20 protein-coding genes are annotated in these 18,820 nt (G+C 67.5%); 10 read left to right on the top strand and 10 right to left on the bottom strand.

Annotation, left to right across the window (positions count from 1 at the left end; translation table 11 throughout):
• The first annotated feature begins 88 nt into the window (after positions 1-88).
• Entirely contained in the window at positions 89-772 is a 684-nt protein-coding gene (locus tag ABIC25_RS09880; RefSeq protein WP_004022290.1) for a GAF and ANTAR domain-containing protein, read from the top strand.
• A gap of 113 nt (positions 773-885) precedes the next feature.
• Here the strand turns inward: ABIC25_RS09880 and ABIC25_RS09875 are convergent, their stop codons facing one another.
• A complete protein-coding gene (locus ABIC25_RS09875) occupies positions 886-1,332 on the bottom strand; it encodes an STAS domain-containing protein (RefSeq protein WP_064570401.1) in 447 nt (148 codons plus the stop codon).
• Between the two features lie 438 nt (positions 1,333-1,770).
• Between ABIC25_RS09875 and ABIC25_RS09870 the strand changes: the two genes are divergently transcribed.
• Positions 1,771-2,637 (top strand): SigB/SigF/SigG family RNA polymerase sigma factor, encoded by an 867-nt coding sequence (locus ABIC25_RS09870; RefSeq protein ID WP_101819614.1) that lies wholly within the window; start codon positions 1,771-1,773, stop codon positions 2,635-2,637.
• Here the strand turns inward: ABIC25_RS09870 and ABIC25_RS09865 are convergent.
• A complete protein-coding gene (locus ABIC25_RS09865; RefSeq protein WP_004022287.1) occupies positions 2,627-3,805 on the bottom strand; it encodes a zinc-dependent alcohol dehydrogenase in 1,179 nt (392 codons plus the stop codon). The genes ABIC25_RS09870 and ABIC25_RS09865 overlap by 11 nt on opposite strands.
• Positions 3,806-3,807: 2 nt before the next feature.
• The gene (locus tag ABIC25_RS09860) at positions 3,808-4,272 is read right to left on the bottom strand and encodes a DUF7269 family protein (protein ID WP_004022286.1); all 465 of its coding nucleotides are present in this window, start codon (positions 4,270-4,272) and stop codon (positions 3,808-3,810) included.
• Positions 4,273-4,598: 326 nt separating this feature from the next.
• Between ABIC25_RS09860 and ABIC25_RS09855 the strand changes: the two genes are divergently transcribed.
• A complete protein-coding gene (locus tag ABIC25_RS09855; RefSeq protein ID WP_101819864.1) occupies positions 4,599-5,024 on the top strand; it encodes an ATP-binding protein in 426 nt (141 codons plus the stop codon).
• Here ABIC25_RS09855 and ABIC25_RS09850 read toward each other — a convergent pair.
• The 5 genes from ABIC25_RS09850 to ABIC25_RS09830 all read right to left on the bottom strand — a co-directional run bounded on the left by ABIC25_RS09850 (position 4,996) and on the right by ABIC25_RS09830 (position 9,975).
• Complete coding sequence (locus ABIC25_RS09850) at positions 4,996-5,856, bottom strand: glycosyltransferase family 2 protein (protein WP_354561221.1); 861 nt, start codon at positions 5,854-5,856, stop codon at positions 4,996-4,998. The two genes, ABIC25_RS09855 and ABIC25_RS09850, sit on opposite strands and share 29 nt — an antisense overlap.
• Complete coding sequence (locus ABIC25_RS09845; RefSeq protein ID WP_354561219.1) at positions 5,853-6,833, bottom strand: hypothetical protein; 981 nt, start codon at positions 6,831-6,833, stop codon at positions 5,853-5,855. Before ABIC25_RS09845 ends, ABIC25_RS09850 begins: the two co-directional genes overlap by 4 nt.
• Positions 6,830-7,939, bottom strand: a complete 1,110-nt coding sequence (locus ABIC25_RS09840; RefSeq protein ID WP_354561217.1) for a glycosyltransferase family 4 protein — start codon at positions 7,937-7,939, stop codon at positions 6,830-6,832. The genes ABIC25_RS09845 and ABIC25_RS09840 overlap by 4 nt, the downstream gene beginning before the upstream one ends.
• On the bottom strand, positions 7,932-9,053 hold the full coding sequence (locus ABIC25_RS09835) for a glycosyltransferase family protein (RefSeq protein WP_354561296.1): 1,122 nt from the start codon (positions 9,051-9,053) through the stop codon (positions 7,932-7,934). The genes ABIC25_RS09840 and ABIC25_RS09835 overlap by 8 nt, the downstream gene beginning before the upstream one ends.
• A 247-nt stretch (positions 9,054-9,300) precedes the next feature.
• Entirely contained in the window at positions 9,301-9,975 is a 675-nt protein-coding gene (locus ABIC25_RS09830) for a PAS and ANTAR domain-containing protein (protein ID WP_354561215.1), read from the bottom strand.
• Positions 9,976-10,207: 232 nt separating this feature from the next.
• On the opposite strand from ABIC25_RS09830, the gene ABIC25_RS09825 reads away from it, so the two are divergent.
• Positions 10,208-10,456 carry a hypothetical protein gene (locus tag ABIC25_RS09825; protein WP_004022279.1) on the top strand — a complete coding sequence of 83 codons (249 nt, stop codon included), beginning with the start codon at positions 10,208-10,210 and terminating at the stop codon, positions 10,454-10,456.
• A gap of 61 nt (positions 10,457-10,517) precedes the next feature.
• Complete coding sequence (locus tag ABIC25_RS09820) at positions 10,518-11,378, top strand: SDR family oxidoreductase (RefSeq protein ID WP_354561214.1); 861 nt, start codon at positions 10,518-10,520, stop codon at positions 11,376-11,378.
• A gap of 8 nt (positions 11,379-11,386) precedes the next feature.
• Here the strand turns inward: ABIC25_RS09820 and ABIC25_RS09815 are convergent, their stop codons facing one another.
• Entirely contained in the window at positions 11,387-12,673 is a 1,287-nt protein-coding gene (locus ABIC25_RS09815; protein WP_354561212.1) for a lipase family protein, read from the bottom strand.
• A 70-nt stretch (positions 12,674-12,743) separates the two neighbouring features.
• The gene (locus tag ABIC25_RS09810) at positions 12,744-13,733 is read right to left on the bottom strand and encodes an ABC transporter substrate-binding protein (RefSeq protein ID WP_354561210.1); all 990 of its coding nucleotides are present in this window, start codon (positions 13,731-13,733) and stop codon (positions 12,744-12,746) included.
• A gap of 122 nt (positions 13,734-13,855) precedes the next feature.
• Between ABIC25_RS09810 and ABIC25_RS09805 the strand changes: the two genes are divergently transcribed.
• The 5 genes from ABIC25_RS09805 to ABIC25_RS09785 all read left to right on the top strand — a co-directional run bounded on the left by ABIC25_RS09805 (position 13,856) and on the right by ABIC25_RS09785 (position 18,661).
• Entirely contained in the window at positions 13,856-14,506 is a 651-nt protein-coding gene (locus tag ABIC25_RS09805) for a DsbA family protein (RefSeq protein ID WP_004022275.1), read from the top strand.
• Positions 14,507-14,569: 63 nt separating this feature from the next.
• Positions 14,570-15,244 (top strand): FadR/GntR family transcriptional regulator, encoded by a 675-nt coding sequence (locus ABIC25_RS09800; protein ID WP_082932045.1) that lies wholly within the window; start codon positions 14,570-14,572, stop codon positions 15,242-15,244.
• Positions 15,241-16,428 carry a CynX/NimT family MFS transporter gene (locus tag ABIC25_RS09795; RefSeq protein ID WP_101819621.1) on the top strand — a complete coding sequence of 396 codons (1,188 nt, stop codon included), beginning with the start codon at positions 15,241-15,243 and terminating at the stop codon, positions 16,426-16,428. The genes ABIC25_RS09800 and ABIC25_RS09795 overlap by 4 nt, the downstream gene beginning before the upstream one ends.
• A gap of 77 nt (positions 16,429-16,505) precedes the next feature.
• Positions 16,506-17,876: a hydroxysqualene dehydroxylase gene (locus ABIC25_RS09790; protein WP_239401469.1), complete on the top strand. Its 1,371-nt coding sequence runs from the start codon at positions 16,506-16,508 to the stop codon at positions 17,874-17,876.
• On the top strand, positions 17,873-18,661 hold the full coding sequence (locus ABIC25_RS09785) for a PaaI family thioesterase (protein WP_101819622.1): 789 nt from the start codon (positions 17,873-17,875) through the stop codon (positions 18,659-18,661). The genes ABIC25_RS09790 and ABIC25_RS09785 overlap by 4 nt, the downstream gene beginning before the upstream one ends.
• The last annotated feature ends 159 nt before the right edge of the window (positions 18,662-18,820 follow it).

The following is an 18,820-nucleotide window of genomic DNA, read 5'->3' as shown; positions in this document are numbered from 1 at the left end:
CGCCGTGGGCTACGTTGGGGTGAGTACGCCGAACAATGCGCGTCCGTGGTCGTTGGTGTTCACGTCGGGCGTTGAAAGGGGCTCGATCATGACACATCCGTCCGAGGAGGACGTCCACCGAAGGATCGCCGATCTGGCGCGTGAGCTCCACGGGGACGACTCCGACGAACAGGTCGCCAAGTCGATCGTCGAGAACGCGCTCATCGACATCCCCGGCGTCGAGTACGCCGGCCTCACCGTCACCACCAATCGGAAGTCGATCGAGTCCTTCGGCTCGACCCACGACGTCGCTGACGTGCACGACCGCATCCAGGCGGAACTCGGTGAGGGACCGTGTATCTCGGCGGCGCTTGCCGACCGCGTCGTGCGCGTCGACGACCTCGCGAAGGAAGAACGTTGGCCCGAGTACCGGCAGCGGGCGCTGGCGGAGACCTCGATCCGCTCGGTGCTGTCCTTTCAGCTCTTCGCCGACACGACCACGATCGGGGCGCTGAATCTGTTCGCCGACGTGCCCCGCGCCTTCGACCTCCACGCCGAGGATCTCGGCGCCGTCTTCGCGACCCACGCGGCGCTCGCGTGGAACAAGGTCAGGAAAGACAAGCAGTTCCACAGCGCCCTGGCCAATCGCGACGTGATCGGCCAGGCCAAGGGCATGCTGATGGAGCGGTTCGAGATCGATGCGATCGCCGCGTTCGAGCTGTTGAAGCGGCTGTCACAGGACTCGAACACCAAGCTGGTCGACGTCGCACGCCAGGTCACCACGAAGCGGTGACCTGACGTGCCCTTCGAGGCTCGTCGCTATCGCTCCTCGCACCTCAGGGGGCAGGGGAGGCTCGTCGCCGGCGCTCCTCGCACCTCAGGGAGCAGCGGCCTAGCTGGGGCGGCTTACTCGGCGACGGTGAATTCCATCGTGCTGGGGGCGACCTCGTTCTGAGTCAGGGCGCGTCCGGCTTCCTCGAGTGTCTCGAAAGCCTTGACGTAGGGCGCCATCCCGCAGAGTTCGAGCGGGCGGGTCACACTGCGGCCGCCGACGACCACGACCGGGACGAATCGTCGACCGGCGTCGTCGATGAAGGACCGCAGCAGTACGAGACCCACTGTTCCGAAGAAGTTCAGGCCGGAGAAGTCGAGGACGATGCCGTCGACCGGGCCGCTGATCACCCGATCCAGCGCAGCCGCGAAATCGGCGGCGGAGTCGCGATCGACGCTGCCTGAAAAACCTTGTACGCAATACGATTTCGGTGACACGAACTGGTGTGGATGTGTCTTCGGCGCAGGTTCGGTCGCGGGATCGAAGGCCGACCGGAAGGTGGTCGAAGAAGTGAGAGCCATGATGTTCTCGTTTCGGTAAGTGCGCGTCTGGCCCGACCGTCACCTCTGGATCGAAGGCCTTGATACTCCACCGAATGTGGTTGGGAGTAACCCAAGTTCACGATCGTCGAAAAAAGATTGACACGTGATGGTGGGAAGCGAAGAGGCCCTGGGCGCCTGTCGCTTAGAACGCAGCTACTACCTGAACCGCATCCCTTACCCTACGTTGCGCGACCACGGCGTACAAGGTTGTGCCCACTTCGGCAGTTTCTATGCGCCGAGTTCCTGCCACACACCGCTCTGACCAGGCCACACCCGGCATGGCTGGACGCTGTCGTACGACCGTGGTTGGCTGGACTCGGATATGCGTCGAACCCGTGCGCACATCATTCCTGTTCTGGTTGCGGCACGAGGTCTGCGCATCAGTTCTCGTGCTGTCTTCTAAGTCTGGTGGTGAGAATGGCGTCGGGAGACCGGGGCGATCACGACGATTACGGTGACGTCCTCCCCTCTCTTCGTGCGATGCACGAGGAGAAGGACGACGATCGTCGTGCTCGACTTCGGGACGAGGTCATCGCGCGGTGCCTGCCCCTGGCGGATCATGTCGCGCGGCGGTTCTCCGAGCGTGGCGAACCCATCGACGATCTGCGTCAGGTGGCGCGGATCGGTCTGATGCATGCTGTCGACCGGTTCGACGTCGAGCGCGGCAACAACTTCCTCGCCTTCGCGGTGCCGACCGTGATGGGCGAGGTCAAGCGCTATTTTCGGGACAGCACCTGGTCCATCCGCGTACCCCGGCGTGCGCAAGAGGCCTCGCTGAACATCGCCAAGGCAAGTGAAGAACTCTTGCAGACCCTCGGTCGGTCGCCACGCCCGAGTGAGATCGCCAAGCATCTGGACCTGCCTGTCGGCGAGGTCATCGAGGGCATGGTCGCCCGGTCGGCGTACACCGCGAGTTCGATCGACGCCGAGGCCGGCTCGAATACCGACGGCTGGACCCTTGCCGACACCCTCGGCGACGAGGACGCACGGTTGGAACTCGTCGAAGAATTCGTGACACTGCAGCCCGCACTCGAGCGGCTCACCGAGCGCGAGCGCACGATTCTCACCCTTCGTTTCTTCAAGTCGATGTCGCAGAGCGAGATCGCACGCGAGGTGGGGATCTCCCAGATGCACGTGTCGCGCCTGCTGACGCGCATTCTCGAGACCTTGCGGTCCGAGGTCGTCGTCGAGGAGGACGAGGCCGAGGGCAACGACACCCCGCAGGCCGACGGTGAGCGCGCCGCGGCGAAGGGCCGCGGCACGCCTCGCGGGTTCACGGCTTGAGGATCACCTTCACCATGCCGTCGTCCTTCCGCTGGAAGGTCTCATAAGCCTGCGGGGCCTCGTCGAGCGGCAGTTCGTGGGTGGCGAAGGTGTCGACGCCCAGTGGGTCGTCATCGGTGAGCAACGGCATGATGTCGTCGACCCACCGCTTCACATTGGCCTGCCCCATGTGAAGCCGGATCTGCTTGTCGAACATGGTCAGCATGGGAAGCGGGTCGGCCGCGCCGCCGTAGACCCCGGACAGCGAGATCGTTCCGCCGCGCTTGACGATGTCGATCGCGGAGTAGAGCGCACCCAGCCGGTCGGTGCCCACCTCGGACATCGCCTTGCGCGCCACGGCATCCGGCAGCAATCCGACGACGCTCTGCAGCGCTTTGTTGATCGGCGATCCGTGGGCCTCCATGCCGACGGCGTCGATGACGGCGTCGGTACCCAGCCCGCCGGTGAGGTCGCGAATGGCGTCGCCGACATTGTCGACGGCGTCGAAGTTCACGGTCTCGATACCGCGGGCCTCCGCCCGGGCCAGCCGTTCGGGTACCCGGTCGACACCGATGACCCGAGCGCCCTGATGCGCGGCGATCCGGGCGGCCATGTCGCCGATGGGGCCGAGGCCGAGCACGGTGACGGTTCCGCCCTGGGGGATCTCGGCATAGGCCACGGCCTGCCAGGCCGTGGGCAGCACATCCGAGAGATAGACGTAACGGGAATCGGGCTTCTCCAGGGGCACCTTGATGTGGGTGAACTGGGCCTGAGGTACGCGTAGGTACTCGGCCTGCCCCCCGGGGACCGAGCCGTAGAGCTGCGAGTAGCCGAACAGCGCGGCGCCCGTCCCCTGTTCGGTGACGCGCGTCGTCTCACACTGCGTCATGAGCCCGTCGTGGCAGAAAAGGCATGAGCCACACGAGATCTGGAACGGTATGACGACCCGGTCGCCAACGCGGAGGTCGCCGGTCTCACTGCCGACCTCTTCGACGATCCCCATGGGCTCGTGCCCGAGGATGTCGCCGGCCTGCATGAATGGACCGAGGACCTCGTACAGATGCAGATCGGATCCGCAGATGTTGGTCGAGGTGACCTTGATGATGGCGTCGGTGGGCTCGATGATCTTCGGGTCGGGCACGGTGTCGACCGACACGTGTCGTTTGCCCTGCCAGGTCACTGCGCGCATTCTCAGGCCTTTCCCTCGTTGTGTCCCCGGTTGTGTCGATGACCCTCGTCGTGCATTTCTTCCAGGCGGTCGTCCCGCCCTCGCTCTCGTTTTCCCGCGTGTTCCACCGGGAAGTCGTGGAAGCGCTCCTCGTAACGCTCGGCCTCTTCGGCAGTGGTCTCCGGCTGGATCGGGTCCTGATGGGCACGATCACCGTCTCGGGCGGCGCGTCGCCGGAGCAGGACGCGGCTGCCGATCAGCAGGCCGAGCGCCACCAGGCCGACGAGGACGGCGCCCACCGCCAGCCATACGGTCGCGTCGCGGTCGCCCGCGCCGGCGGCGATCGCGAGGCCCGCGAGCACCAGCATGAGTCCGAGGCAGACGAAGCCGAGGAGGCCGATGGCCTTCAGCCCTCGTGACTTTCGTGCCGGACGCCGGGCGATGGCCTCGCGCGAGGCGACCTCTCGGTCGGGTGTCAGATCTGGCATGGTGCACTCCCTGCGCTGTCTGGTTGTGGTCGGTGGCCGACGTGGCTGGACGACCGGCCTCGGTGCGGACGGTGTACCGCGACGGGGCGACAACGAAACGTCGTGGTGCGAACCGTCCGCCGGAATTGGGACGGAACGAGATGTGAATCTCATGGGGTCCGGTCCTCGAGGAATGCTCTGCTACCGTGTCCACACGTGTTCGGGGGGCACGGTTCAGCGCGGTACATCTTCTCGAGCCGCGGTTTGGAACAGGGAATCACGGGGCACTCATGACCAGACCAGCCGAGATCGGCACCACCAATCAACGGGCGAAGAAGACTCATTTGATGACCGATTCCGACGCGACGTCCCAGCTAGCGATCGACGGCGGCACGCCGACGGTCCTGCGGGTTCCCGCGGCCACCGATCGTCTCGCACTGGTACGCGCCCTCATCGAGACCGCGTTGTACATCGACGACTGGGCACTCGACGACGTCATCGACGCGAAGGTCGCCGTCGACGAGATCTGCTCTCAGATCATCTCTGCGGCGGCGGAGGGGTCGTCGATCGAGCTGACGCTGCACCTGTCGTCACAGGGCGTGGTCGGGGAGATCCGCGGCGAACTCGTCGGGGGTGTGACCCTCAAACAGTCCACGTTCGGGTGGCGAATCGTGCAGACCGTCACCGACACCCACACGATCTCCTACGACGAACCGCTGTCGGACTCGGGATCGCACGGCGTCGTCATCCGGTTCTCGAAGTTCCGTCGCTGACGATCCGCCAGTCGTCCGCGGCGGAATCGTAGGCGCACAGACCGAGGTCGGCGAAGGCGTTCAACCACCCCGCCATCGGCCACGTACCCCAGCGGCCGTGGAAGACCCGGGCGTTGCGGAGAATGTCGTCGAGATGCTCGACGGGGGGATTCGATACCGGGTGGTGTTGGTGATACGCATGGGCTCCACCCACCCAGGCGATGCGAAAACCGTTCTCCCGCGCGCACATCGCGAAGTCGGTGTCCTCACCGCCGTACCCTCGGTAGCCCGGGTGGAAGCCGCCGAGCGTGAGCCAGTCGGAGGTCCGCACGGCGAACGACAGCGACCAGAAGAGCATCAGTTCCGACGAGAGTTGCGTCTGTCCGCCCGCCGGTGCCGGGCGTGCCGGGTGTGGGTCGGTGAATCGAGGGAGTTCACGAGCCTCGAAGGTCGGCTGATCGGCGGGCAGATAGGTGACCGGGCCGCAGTAGAGGAGCCTGCGGTCCGGCGTCGCCGCGCCGGCCTGCAGGTAGCGTCCGAGCATGTCGGGACCAGGAATGCAGTCGACGTCGAGGAACGCCAGGATCGACGCTCCCGCCGCGATCGCGGCCGCCGCTCCGGCGTTGCGCGCGTCGGCGAGTTGGAGTGTGCCCGGTTCGTCGACATCGACATGGATGACGTGCACCGGATGGCCCTCGACCACCGTGGTGACGTCGGGATCGTCCATCGCCACGATGATGTGGACGTCGGGCCGGCTGGACGAGTGAGCGAAGGCCTCGAGTTGGCGTCGCAGGTGGAGATGTCGCCCTGCCACGATCGTGATCACCGCGACCACCTCGGGGGAGCCTGTCATCGGCTCGCGACCGCTTCGATGGCGCGGGCGGCACGCCCGGCGGCACCCGCGGTGTGCCAGCGCGACCACGCCGGCGACGAGTCCCCGACGGTGTCGAGGATCGATCGCCATCTCTCGGCGTCCGGCCACGTCGACGTGACGAGCGCCAGTTCGGAGCGCGAGAGCGTGTCGCCGGTCGCCCGCTGTTCGGCGAACGGTCGGTCCTCGGGGATCACGACCGCCGGTCGGCCCGCCGCAGCGGCGTCGGCCACGCTGCCCTGACCTGCGCCGATGACGGTCACCCGGGCGCTGCAGAGGAAGGGCCATGGGTCGTCGACCCATGTATCGAATGCCGGTCCGAGTCCGACGACGGTGCGCCCCGGCAGCTCGTCGGCGAGAGTGGTCGCCGGGTGCGGCAGCCCGTGTTCCCCGCCGGCACCGGTGAGGACCAGCACATCCGACGCGAACGTGGGGTGTGAGACGGGAGGTCGGCCGTCGAAGCGGGAGATGCCCCCGGTGAAGACCGTCTTCGACAGATGTTCCCGGAGCCACTCCGGCTGATACAACTCGGCAGGCCAGGGCGCGATGATCGCATCGGCCGCCCGGTAGGCGAGCTGATGCGGCAGGTCGTCCCGGACCCCGGGCTGCGCCGTCACGATCACCGGCACTCCGAGCAGCCGGAGGAACAGAGTGACCTCGACCGAGACGTCGACGACGACGGCAGCCGGTGTGCGCTCGGCGACGAACTCCGCCACCTGCGCCATGCGCGTCCGCAACCCGCCATCGTGCCGCGGCGCCCAGTGCAACAGGCCGTGCACGTCGACATCACTCGGCTCCGGGTCGGCGTCGTCGCGCTCGAGGGTGATCACCTCACTGAACGCCGGATCGCACAGCGACGCGCTGGTCAACGCGACGACGTCGGTGCCGATCTGCCCGGCGACTGCGGTGGCGCGGGAACAGTGTCCGTGTCCCTGATGGTGCACGTAGTAACCGATCACGCCGGTACCGAGCGGGTGCGCGAGTCGGTGCCGAGGGTCGAACGTCCGGCGACCAGATCGGCGTAGATGTCGGAGTACCGGCCGATCATCGCGGTGTCGGAGCAGTGTTCCTCGGCCCGGCGCCGCACGAGTCGCCGGTCGATGGTGAGCGCTTCCTCCGCGGCGAGTGCCAGCGCGTCGACATCGCCCGGCGGGACGAGGACGCCCGCGTCCTCGCCGACGATCTCCGGGATACCGCCGCGCGCGAAGCACGCCACCGGGGTGCCGCACGCGAGGGACTCCGCGACCACGAGGCCGTACGGCTCGTCCCACACGGGGCTCACCAGGGTCGCCCCGCAGGAGCCCACCAGCCGGGCCAGGTCGTGCTGGTGGAGGTGCCCCTCGTAGTGGACGAGGCGGCCCAGGGAGGGGGCGATCTGTTGCTCGAAATACGTTGCGTCGCTGATGGGTCCGGCCAGTCGGAGCCGGCGCCCGGCGCGTTGCGCGGCCTCGATCGCGAGATGCGCACCCTTCTCCGGGACGAAACGGCCGAACCAGACCAGATCGTCCCCGCCGGGACCGGCGGGCCAGCGGTCCAGCTGAACGCCGTTGTGCACCACCGGGATGTCGCCGAGAACATGTGACCAGGACTGCGCCGTGTGCCGGCTGACCGCAACGCACCGCGTATGGGGTGCGAGGGTCAGGGCCGACTCGAGCCACGGCGTCGGCGGGGTGTGCAACGTGGTGACCATCGGGGTCTGCACTGCAGGCCCCATGGCGACCGGGAGGTAGTGCAGGCTGTGATTGTGGATCACGTCGTAGTCGCCGGAGTTGCGCGTGAACGAGAGCATCAGTGACAGATACGAGTGATGATCCTGCAACACTTCGAGTTGGGGCATCGACACATCCGAGCGTGCGGCCGCGGATGGCTCGAACAGCTCGGCGCGCAGGCGATCCGAGTCGACCGGGAGATCGCTGCCGTCACCTGCGAACAGCGTGACCTCGTGTCCGGCGAGCGTCAGGGCGCGGGTGAGATGCCAGACATGGGCCTCGAGTCCGCCGGCGAAGGGCTGCGCGATCGGGTAGCGGCTCGACGCGACGATGGCGATCTTCAGGGGGTCACGCATCCAGAATCCGGGTGTAGAGGGCGGCGTGGTGTTCGGCGAGCGACTGGCGCTGGGCGCGTCGTTCCGGCCACAGTGCTGCCGACGGTCGAGCCGTATAGGCCTGCGCCAGAGCGGCAACCAGCGAGTCCGGATCGAAGTGGTCCGCGGTGAACTCGTAGGACAGGCAGTCCTGCTGCTCGCGATAGAAGCCGCAGCTCGGTGCGATGACGGCGGTACCGAGATCGTGGCAGGCCTCGAGCCAGCCCGAGTGCGTGCCGAACCGGTACGGGAGTACCGATACGGACAGGCTTCGCAGATAGTCCCACAGCTGGTCGTCGGTGAAGTAGTCGTGAACCCGCACGCGCGCGTAGGGATGACGCGACAGCGCCAGAGCCGTCGTGCCGAAGTCGGGGTTGTACGCGTGGGTCCCCGGGACGAACACCTCGTCGTGCAGGTTGATCTGGACGGTCATGTCCGGGTAATCGGCGGCGGCCTCGAGCAGGGTCATGATGACCGGCAACGGATCCATGTTCGCGCGGATGCTCTTGGCGTGGACCCCGACGACGAACTCGTCGGTGTGCGGCTCTCGCGCGCCGAATTTTCCCGGTGGCACGACATGCGGGTGGGGGAGAACGGTCGCCTCCCGGTGCCAGCGGCGTGTGATCTCGGCGGCCGCGCCGGGGGTCAGCGTCACCACCTCGTCGGCCGCGGGCACGAGGATGTCCAGTACCTCCTCGTGATGACCCGGCTCGGCGTGATGCGGATTGCGCAGATCGTGCAGCGTGTAGACGAGCGGCTTGCCGTGGGTGCGCAGTTCGTCGATGACCGCCGACATCGTCGCCGGCTCGATGGCGTCGAACCCGAAATGGAGGTGGAACACATCGAACTCGTTGTGATGTCGCGCGATCCAGGCGGGATCGAGCATCAGCGGTGGCCACCACCGACCCGGGACCATTTCGCCGTCGGCCGGCGCCGGGTCGGGCAGGCGCACCACCGACACCGGTCCGGTGTCGAGATCGCTGACCGTCCCGTTGAGCGGAGACAGGTGTCGGACATACACATGGGATTGCGGTACCGACGCAACGCGCACGCGGGTGGTGCCGACGTCCGTTCGCGGGCGGCAACCCGCCGACATGACCGACCGGTCTCGTGTCGTGCTCACCCCCGTGGTGTCGAGGGTTGCTGTTCCGCTGGGCTGCCCACTACTCACTGCCACATCCGTTCACTCGGGTCGCAACGGCTGTGTTCTCAACCGGGCCTGCGCGATCGCGGCTTCGCAAGCCGCCGACGACTGCCGAATTCCGGCAAGTTCTCGTGCGAGCCGAGTTACCCAGAACGGCGTCGGACGAAACCGTCGACGAGTGCGATGAGCGGTGTTGTGATCAGTGTGAGTTCGAGTGTGGGGTGCCCTGGCCGTCGGTATGGTGCGCGTTGAGCAGCAGGTGGTCGAAGGACTGCCGGACCGGGTCCGGCAGCACCACGTATTTGTGGACCCCGGTGACGATCGACCGTGCGAGTTCGTTCACCTTGACGTTCGCCGTCTGCGATCGCCACCGCATGACCTCGAACGCGCGATCGGCGCTGACCCCGTAGGCCAGCGAGATCATGCCCTTGGCCTGTTCGATGACGCCCTGGTGCTCGCGGAAACGCGCGACGTGTTCGTCGACGCGATCCTTGACCGCTTTCTCCTCGATCGCCGTCAGGTCGAGATAGAAGCCCTCAGCGCCGATGACGGCTCCGGCCTCGTCGGTCAGTTGCTGCGAGACGACCGCGACATGACGGACCTCGCCCTGGGTGTCGACGATGCGATGTCGGCTCGAGAACGGAATCCGGCGGTCCAGCATGGTCGCGAGCAACTCTTCGAACGACTGCCGGTCGTCCGGGTGCTTGTGACCGGCGATCAGCTCGGTCGTCGGGGTCACCTCACCGGGCCGGTATCCGTGCATCTCGGCGACCTCGTCAGACCACTCCCACTGCTGGGTGTCGAACAAGAACCGGAAGCTGCCGACGTGACTGATGCGGGACTCGCCGGCGGTGTGATCGTTGGCGTCTCTCACCCTCACCCCTACAAACCACAAATCAACATGGGAGCCAGCGGTCTCGGGCGAAAAATGAGCTTACCTGGCTGTCGTGCCGAGCGGGAATCGGCCTGGTCAGTGTCGTCGATGCCGGACTCGCGGAGATCGTTTCGGCTCCGTGCCGCTCGGGTACCAGCGTCCGCGTGGGCCGGCGGCGTGCGACGCGGCTCCGACCCGGACACCGAATCCGGTCACGACGAGGAGGACGAGAATGAGCACCGACAACGTGGGTGACAGCGCGACAGCAGCGACCGAGGGCATCAACCCCGATCTGACGTCGACGGCGGGTTTCGAGGACCTCGACGAGGACCGTCTCGGTCGGGATCCGCTCGAGGAGGGCATGGATCCGCCGGAGGACTGGTCGGCCAGCGACCGCACCGGAACGACCGCCCGGGAACAGCGCGAAGGGGAGTCCCTCGACGACAAGCTCGACCAGGAGATTCCCGACGAGCATCCCTGAGCCGCGTGCGGGGGGCCTCAGGTGATGTTTCCGGCTCCGCCCACTCGGGCATCCGCCGCCCATGAGTGACGAGAATCCCGAGCACGTGGCGAAGACGATCCCGTACCCCGGGGAGACCGACGAGATGGGTGATCGCCCGCGCGACGAGATGCGGGAGTACCGCGGACGCGATCTGCTCGCGGGCAAGACCGCCCTCATCACCGGCGGTGACTCGGGGATCGGCCGAGCGGTCGCGGTCGCCTTCGCCAAGGAGGGCGCCGACGTCGCCATCGCCTATCTGGAGGAGGACAACGATGCGCGGCACACCGTCGGACTCATCGAGGCGGAGGGGCGGCAGGCTCGCGCCTATCGCGGCGACCTCGCCGACCCGGCGCATTGCACGGACATCGTGAGGCGAACCGTCGATGAACTCGGCGCGTTGGACATCCTGGTCAACAACATCGCCTACCAGGAGATCGTCGACGACTTCCTGGAACTCACGCCGGAGCAGTGGCGCCGCACGTTCGCCGTCAACATCGACAGTTTCTTCCACACCACCCGCGCCGCCGTCCCGCACCTGACCGGCGGCGGCGCCATCATCAACACGTCGTCCATCAACGGCCTGCGCGGCAACGACAGTCTCATCGACTACTCGGCGACCAAGGGAGCGGTTCTCGCGCTGACCTATTCGCTCGCACAGTCGCTGATGGAGCGGAAGATCCGCGTGAACTGTGTCGCTCCCGGCCCGGTCTGGACGCCGCTCATCCCGGCCACGATGCCTGCCGACGCGGTCAAGGACTTCGGTACGCAGGCGCCCATGGGGCGCGCCGCCCAGCCCGACGAGATCGCGCCGTCATACGTGTTCTTCGCGGCCGGACAGCTGTCGTCGTACTACACCGGCGAGGTCCTCGCGCCGATCGGCGGCGAGACGCTCCCGGGCTAGGCGCGGGTTCAGGGCACCGGGAGCGGTGCCAAACTGTTCCCGCGCGGCAGCGAACCGCAGTTGCTCTGCGTCGGAGCACCTGCGAACCGCTCCGTCAGGTACTGCAGGGCAAGGGGTTCGAACGGCAGGAACGCCTCCTGATGCGTGAGGCCGTTGATCTGGCGGTACGTGATGTCGACGCCGCGTGAGCAGTACTCGTTCGCCAGGCCGATGACGTCGCCGGTGATCATCAGGGTGTCGCCGATCGCGTTGTAGTGACCCACCGCGAGAAGCATCTTCGTCGACGGGGTGCCCGACCGGCCCATGATGTTGTCGTTGATCGCGCGCACCACCTGCGGCACGTCGAGCAACCCGGTGTAGGGCGGCTTGACCATGTCCGCACTCGTGAGACCCGCGTACTTCGACGCGAACTCCGAGATGCACTCGTCGCTCACGTCCTGGGCGACCTGCTTGCCGCGTGCCGACAGGAAGGTCGAGGTGTCGAGGCGGTAGGTCCGCTGGTAGGCGACCACCAGTGCCGGGATCACGCCCGCCCACTTCGCACTGCCGTTGATGTACGGCAGGTTGTGTGCGAGGTCCACGGGCAGGCCGCCGGCGGCGGCGCCGACGATGTTGAGTTCGGGCGCGTATCGCGGCGCGACCTCGGCGCCGAACTGCGTCGGGATCGACCCGCCGGAATAACCGACCAGGCCGACCGGGGTCGACCGCGGCAGCCGCAGGAACGACTGCGCGGCGCGCACGCCGTCGAGCGCGGCGTACCCCGACTGCCTGCCGATCGTCCACTGCAGCTTCTCGCCCTCGTAGTCGGGCACCACGACGGTGTAACCGGCAGCGAGATAGCCTGCGATGACGCCTTGTTCGGCGGTCGCGGTGCCGTTGGTGTAGCCACCGCTGAGTGTGTAGGACGGGTCGCACTGCGAACCCAGCGCGTCGTAGGCCATGTGGTACGAGACCAGTCGGGTGGGGCCCGGAGTCAGCGGTCGGAGCACCGTCGCGACCGTCACCACGCTCTCGCCGAACTGGTCGGTGGTGCGATAGAGCACCTGCGAGCCGGTGATCGGTGTGGACAGCGTCGGTGTCCGGAATTGCATGGGGCGGCTGCGGAGCACCGCGCCGGGTGCCACCCCGGCCAACGAGCCGTTGTACGAGTAGAACGGATCGGCCGACGGAAGCGGCGAACCCGGGCCGGGTGCCGCTTGCGCGGGAGGTGCGCTCGCGAGCACTCCGGCGATCACGCCGACGACAAGACCGATGACTCCCACGCGCAGCCAACTCGTGCGCACCCCGAACGACATGGCTCATCTAAACATCGAATGGGCCGGGATGGGAGAGGTCACCCAACAGCGACGTCGTCCACCGCACCGCTCATGTGGTCAGCTTCGCCAGTGCGGGCTCGAGGGCGTCGACCGCCCACGGAACCGAGTACACCGTCGGCGAGCCGAACGCGGAGGCGGTGTCGTTCGTCAGGAAGACCGTCGCGCCTGAGCGGACCGCGGTCAGCGAATCCCATCCCGGGATCGTCCCGAAGACCTCGGGTCCGCCGACCAACGGCCAGAAGATCAGCAGATCGGAGCCGAGCAGATCCACCCGTTCACTCGAGACGACGACGCGCTGGCCGTTGTCGGACAGCCCGGTGACCGCGGGGTCCAAGCGCAGGCCGACCTCCGCGAGGAGCTTGGCCGACGGGTCGTTGTCGGAGGTGACGACACCGAACTGCCGCTCCGGGGTCAGCTGGCCGAAGGTCGCTGTCTTGCCCTGTGCTGCAGGGTATTTCTTCTTGACCGCGTCGATCTTCGCCTCGACCTCGGTCTGCGCTTCCGACGCCTGCTCTTCCTTGTCGAAGATCTTTCCTGCGGTGCTCAACACCTGCTGCCAGGTGTCGTTGACGGTCTCGGTGCTCATCACCGGGATGGTCGGCGCGATCTTGGCGAGGATGTCGTACGCCGCACGATCGGGCAGGTACCCCGCCAGGATCAGGTCCGGATCGAGTTTCGCGATCTCGGCGACGCCCGGCGAGGCGCCGACATCGACCGGGATGACGGTGGACTCGTGCGGTGGGGTCCACGCGAACCGGTTGCCCGGGCCCGAGTATCCGGTGGAGACGAACTCGGCGGTGATGGGGACATCCAGTCTGATGAGCGAATCGGACCAGGCGGTCGCGCCGGTGAGGGTGACCACCCGCTCAGGCGTGCCCTCGACCACCGTCGACCCGTACTGATGGTCGACGGTGGTCGAGCCGGTCGACTCGGTCGAGTTCTCGCCGGAGTTGCCGTCATTCCCGGATGAACATCCCAGGGCGAACACGAGTACGGCGACGAGCAGGAACGGGGCGGCGAGATACCGCTTCGGATGCATGGAGGTTAGGTTAGGGTAACCAACCATTCAGATCAACCGAAGCTGTCCTCCCGGCGGCCGGTGAGGGCTGTCTGTTGCGGGGTCGGTCCGGCCGCCGACCCCGTTGCTTCTACGTTGGACGGATGAGCAGACCGACCAAGATCGCATGGGCGGCCCTCGTGGCCATCGTCGTCGTCCTCGGTGTCGCCGTGCTCATCGACCGCGAACCCGCCCCCGCGCCCGCGGACACGACGGTCGCCGTCGATCGCCTGGTGCGCCCGGACAGCCATCGCCTGACGGCCCCGGCCGACGAGCGCGCGCGATTCGTCGAATTCCTCGACTTCGAATGCGAGGCCTGCGGCGCGGTCTACCCGATCATCGAGGACCTGCGGCGCACGTATGGCGACCGGATCGCCTTCGTGGTCCGCTACTTCCCGATGCCCGGCCACGTCAACGCCGAGCGAGCGGCCCGCGCCGTCGAAGCCGCTGCGGCACAGGGCAGATTCGAGCAGATGTACCAGCGCATGTTCGCCACCCAGGCGCACTGGGGTGAGCAGCGGGTTCCTGCCGACGATGTGTTCCGCGGTTTCGCGATCGACCTCGGACTGGACATGCCCGCGTTCGACGCCGCGTACAACAGTCCGGCCACGCTGGAGCGGATTCGCGCCGACGTCGCGGACGGGCTGGCCCTGGGCGTGCAGGGCACCCCTACGTTCTTTCTCGACGATCAGCGCCTCATGCCGAACACCATCGACGACCTCACCGGTGCGCTGCACCGGGCGGCCACCGCCTGAGGTATCCGGGCGGCGAGGCCGGGCGGCTCCTGAACCTAAACATGGGATGTTAGGTTGTTTGGCGTGACCGGCCAGATCATCCCGCCCCGCAGGACCAGCGAGCTCGTCGTGCAACGGATGCAGGAGCTGATCGCCGACGGCACCTGGCCGATCGGCGAGCGGATACCCGCCGAGCCCGAGCTCGTGGCGCAATTCGGGGTGGGACGGAACACGATCCGGGAGGCCGCCCGGGCGCTCGAACACGCCGGCATGCTCGAGCCGCGGCGCGGCGACGGCACCTATGTACGTGGACGGAGTCCGCTCGCCGGAGCGATCGCGCGACGCTCGGCGCCATCTGAGTTACGCGATCTACTGGAAGTGCGCCGTGCGCTCGAGAGCGAGGCGGCGGCCGGTGCGGCCGGTCGTGGGGATGCCCGCGACGTCAAACGCCTACGGACGCTGCTCGCGCGCACCGAGGATGCGCTGACCGACGGCGATCTGGATCGATACACACAGGCCGACATCGCTTTTCACGCCGAACTCGTCCTCGCGTCCCGCAACGTGCTGCTCATCGAGATGTACGACGGGATCGCCGAGGCGATCGCTCGAACCCATCCGTCGGTGCTGCGTCGTCCGTTGGCCGAGCAGTCACACCCGCGTGGCCATCGCGACGTCGTGGATGCGATCGAACGCGGCGACGCCGTCGCGGCGCGCGCGGCGGTGTACGCCTACGTCGACTTCACCGAGGTGCCGGAATGAGCGGGCGGGGTCTGTCCACGCATGAGCGGACCGGAATCGGGGTGATCGTCACCGCGGTCGGGGTGATGCTGGTCGCCGCGAATCTGCGACCGGCCGTCGTGGCCGTCGGGCCACTCATCGGCGTGATCTCCGACGACGCCGGGTTCAGCAGCGCGGTCGCCGGGCTACTCACCGCCCTGCCCGTCCTGTTCTTCGGGATCTCGGCGCCGGTTGCGCCGCGCCTGGCCAACCGCTTCGGCATCGAGCGGGTCATCTTCGGCGCGCTGCTCGTGCTGATCGCCGGAATCCTCGTGCGTCTGATTCCCTCCGCAGCAGCACTCTTCGCCGGCTCGGCCATCATCGGAGCCGCCATCGGTACCTGCAACGTCGTGTTGCCTGCGCTGATCAAACGCGACTTCGCGCACCGCTCCGGGCTCATGACCGGTCTCTACTCGATGACGCTCTCAGGTGGAGCCGCGGTCGCCTCCGGGGTGAGCGTGCCCATCAACGATGCACTGGGCGGAGACTGGCGTCTCGCGCTCGCCACGTGGGGGCTCCTCGCGGTGGTGGCCGTCGTCGTCTGGATTCCGCAGCTCCCCTCGGTTCACCGGGTGACCTCTGCCTCGCCGACGACGTCGTTGCTGACGAACCCGATCGCGTGGGCCATCACGGTGTTCATGGGCACGCAGTCGTTGATCTTCTACACGTTCGTGGCGTGGCTGCCGCAATATCTCGTCGAGACCGGGATGTCGCCACTGCGGGCGGGTGCGGTTCTGGCGTCGGCGCAGGTGGTCGCGCTGATCATGTCACTGCTCGCGCCGATCGTCGCCGGCCGCTTCGCCGATCAGCGCGTCGTGACCCTGTCGGTGATCACCGTGTGTGCCATCGGTTTCGTGGGTCTGCTGAGCACCGACGTGTGGCCCGGGTTCTGGGCCGCCTGCGTGATGGTCGGGCCCGGCTCGTCGATCAGTCTGGCTCTCCTCTTCATGGTGCTGCGGAGCTCGGGTTCGGAGCAGACGGGGCAGGTGTCCGGGATGGCACAATCCGTCGGCTATCTGGCTGCGGCAGCCGGACCGATCGCCATCGGCGGGATTCACGACGTCACGGGTTCGTGGACGCTTGCGATGGCGGTTCTCGGTCTCGTGCTGGTGCCGCAGGCCGTCTCTGTGCTCGGCGCGGCCAAGAACGTTAAGATGACCGGCTGAGCCCGAGCCCACCCGATGCCGCAGGTGGATCCGCACAACGCCGGTACCGGTCAGCCCTGACCGCTAATCTGTGGCGCATGCATTGTGTGGTCGTGGGTGGGGGACTCGCCGGTCTGGCGTCGGCGGTGTGGCTCTCGGAGGCAGGTCAGCGTGTCACCCTGCTCGAACGGCGCGGTTCACTCGGCGGCCGCACCATCTCGATGCCCCTGCATGTCGTCGACGATGTCCCCGACAACGGCCAGCACGTGTTCGCCAGCGGATACGAACACCTCATGCGTTACCTGGACAGCGTGGGCACCCGCCGACACGTGGCGTTCCCGGGGCACATGACGGTGCGCATGCCCGGCGGGGCGACCCGCAGATCCGGATTCGCGGGCGTGTCCGGACTCCGCGCGGCGCTCGGCGACCTGCCCGGCGTGACCGGCCTCGACCGGCTGCGGACGGCTCGGGCGCAGATCACTCTGGTACGCCAGGCATTTCGGCAACCCGACTGGCTCGACGACATCACCGCCGACGAGTGGTTCCGGCGTATCGGCATGCCGCAGTCCGCGCGGGACGCGCTGTGGGACGGCATCGTCATCGGCCTCACCGGGGACAAGCCGGACATCTCCTCGGCCAAGGTCCCCGCCGATCTGCTGGTGACCGGCGCCCGGCGGGCACGGGAGACGCGCACGCCGATCTCCATCGGATACCCCACCGTCGATCTCGACACGCTGTTCATCGAGGGCGCCGAGAAGCGTTTCGCCGACGCCGGTGTGGAGGTCCGCCACCGCGCGGTGGTGTCGTCGATCGACGTGACCGACGGGGTCGTGAGCGGTGTGACCCTCGCCGACGGCGAGAAGATCGCCGCCGATGCCGTCATCTGCGCGGTACCGGTGTGGAGTGTGAAGGGGCTCCTCGACCAGGTCCCGGGACACGATCGCATCTATCGGGCCGTCGAGAACCTGACCCCCGTCCCCATCGTGAGCGTGAACCTGTATCTCGACCGCTCGATCGGGATGACCGACTGGGGCGAGATCCTCTACGGCGGTGAGGGTGTGCTCGAGCAGGTCTGGGACCGTCAGCGCATGCACGGGCGCGAACCGCGCGACAACCACTTCTACTCGACGACGGTCTCCGCATCCTATGACCTCATCGGCAAGACGAACGCCGAGATCACCGAGATCCAGATGGACATGCTGCGCCGGTACTTCCCGCAGGCGGCCGATGCCGAGGTGGTCCACAGCCACGTGGTCCGGATGCCGAAATCGACCTTCGCGCAACGACCCGGAACCGCAGGCATCCGTCCCGACCAGCGCACCGAGGTCGACGGTCTCGCCCTCGCCGGCGACTGGACCCGCACCGACTGGACCACGACGATGGAGGGCGCGTGCCAGAGTGCGGCCCGGGCCGTCGACATCATCCTGGAGCACGCGCAGCTCCGTCGGCAGGGCACCCGGCAGCCATGACGACGTCCGCATCCGCCTTCCACCTCGGCGGTCCCGAAGTGATGCTCCGCATCGGCGAGGTCTCCGTTTCCGGTGAGCGCAGTGAGGCCCACACCGAGGCCGGACCGTGGCTGGCCGACCCTGCGACGGGAGTGAGCCGTGGGGCTCTGGCCGTGTCGTGCGACGACGTCACCGGATACCTCGTCGCCGCCGCTGGTCCACGGCACCGGTGGCCGGTCTCGCTCGGTATCCGGATGGACTTCCTCGCCGACCCGCCCCTCGATGGTTCCTCGCTGCATGTCACCGGTGAACTCGTGGCGCGAGATGACCGGGGTGCCATGACCACCGGGGCCGTCCTTGATCCGTCGGGCCGGACGATCGCCACGATCATCCAGCGGTCGCATCTCATCGACGCGCCGAGGACACCCGGCCCGCGGGCGTCAGCGCGGATCCTCGAGATCCCGGACGGGCCGGTCCGTCAGCAGCTCGGACTCGTCGAGGTCGCGCCGAACGTCCTGAGCATGGCGCCCACGGTCCTGTCGGCCAACGGGATGGGCAGCGTGCACGGCGGAATCCTGGTCTGTGCGTCCGAACTCGCGGCCGCGTCGTGTGTCCGCGCCGCAGGCGACATGCGGACGACAAGCGTCGACATCACCTACGTCCGCCCGTGCGACGCGGCTGAGACGGCGACGTTCACATCCGAGGTCATGCACCATGGCCGATCGCTGTCGGTGGTGCGCGTGGTGGCGGCAAACCGCGGAGCCAAGCCCGCGGCGATCGCGACGGTCGTGCTCCAGCACATCTGAGCTCTCGCGTGCGGCATACCTGCATGGTTGCGGGGGTTGTCGGTCCCTGGCAGGGTGCAGACATACGGCCGATTCCGGCGCGCGTGAAGATCGTTCGCGCCACCGATGCCGTCACATCGCGATGCGTCGCCGTCCGACGTTCGCGCACAACACAATCAC

The sequence above is a fragment of the Gordonia sp. PvP123 genome, from assembly GCF_040547295.1.
Lineage (GTDB): Bacteria > Actinomycetota > Actinomycetes > Mycobacteriales > Mycobacteriaceae > Gordonia > Gordonia terrae.
The sequence above is the reverse complement of the archived record's forward strand: the minus strand, read 5'-3'. Positions and strand labels throughout refer to the sequence as shown.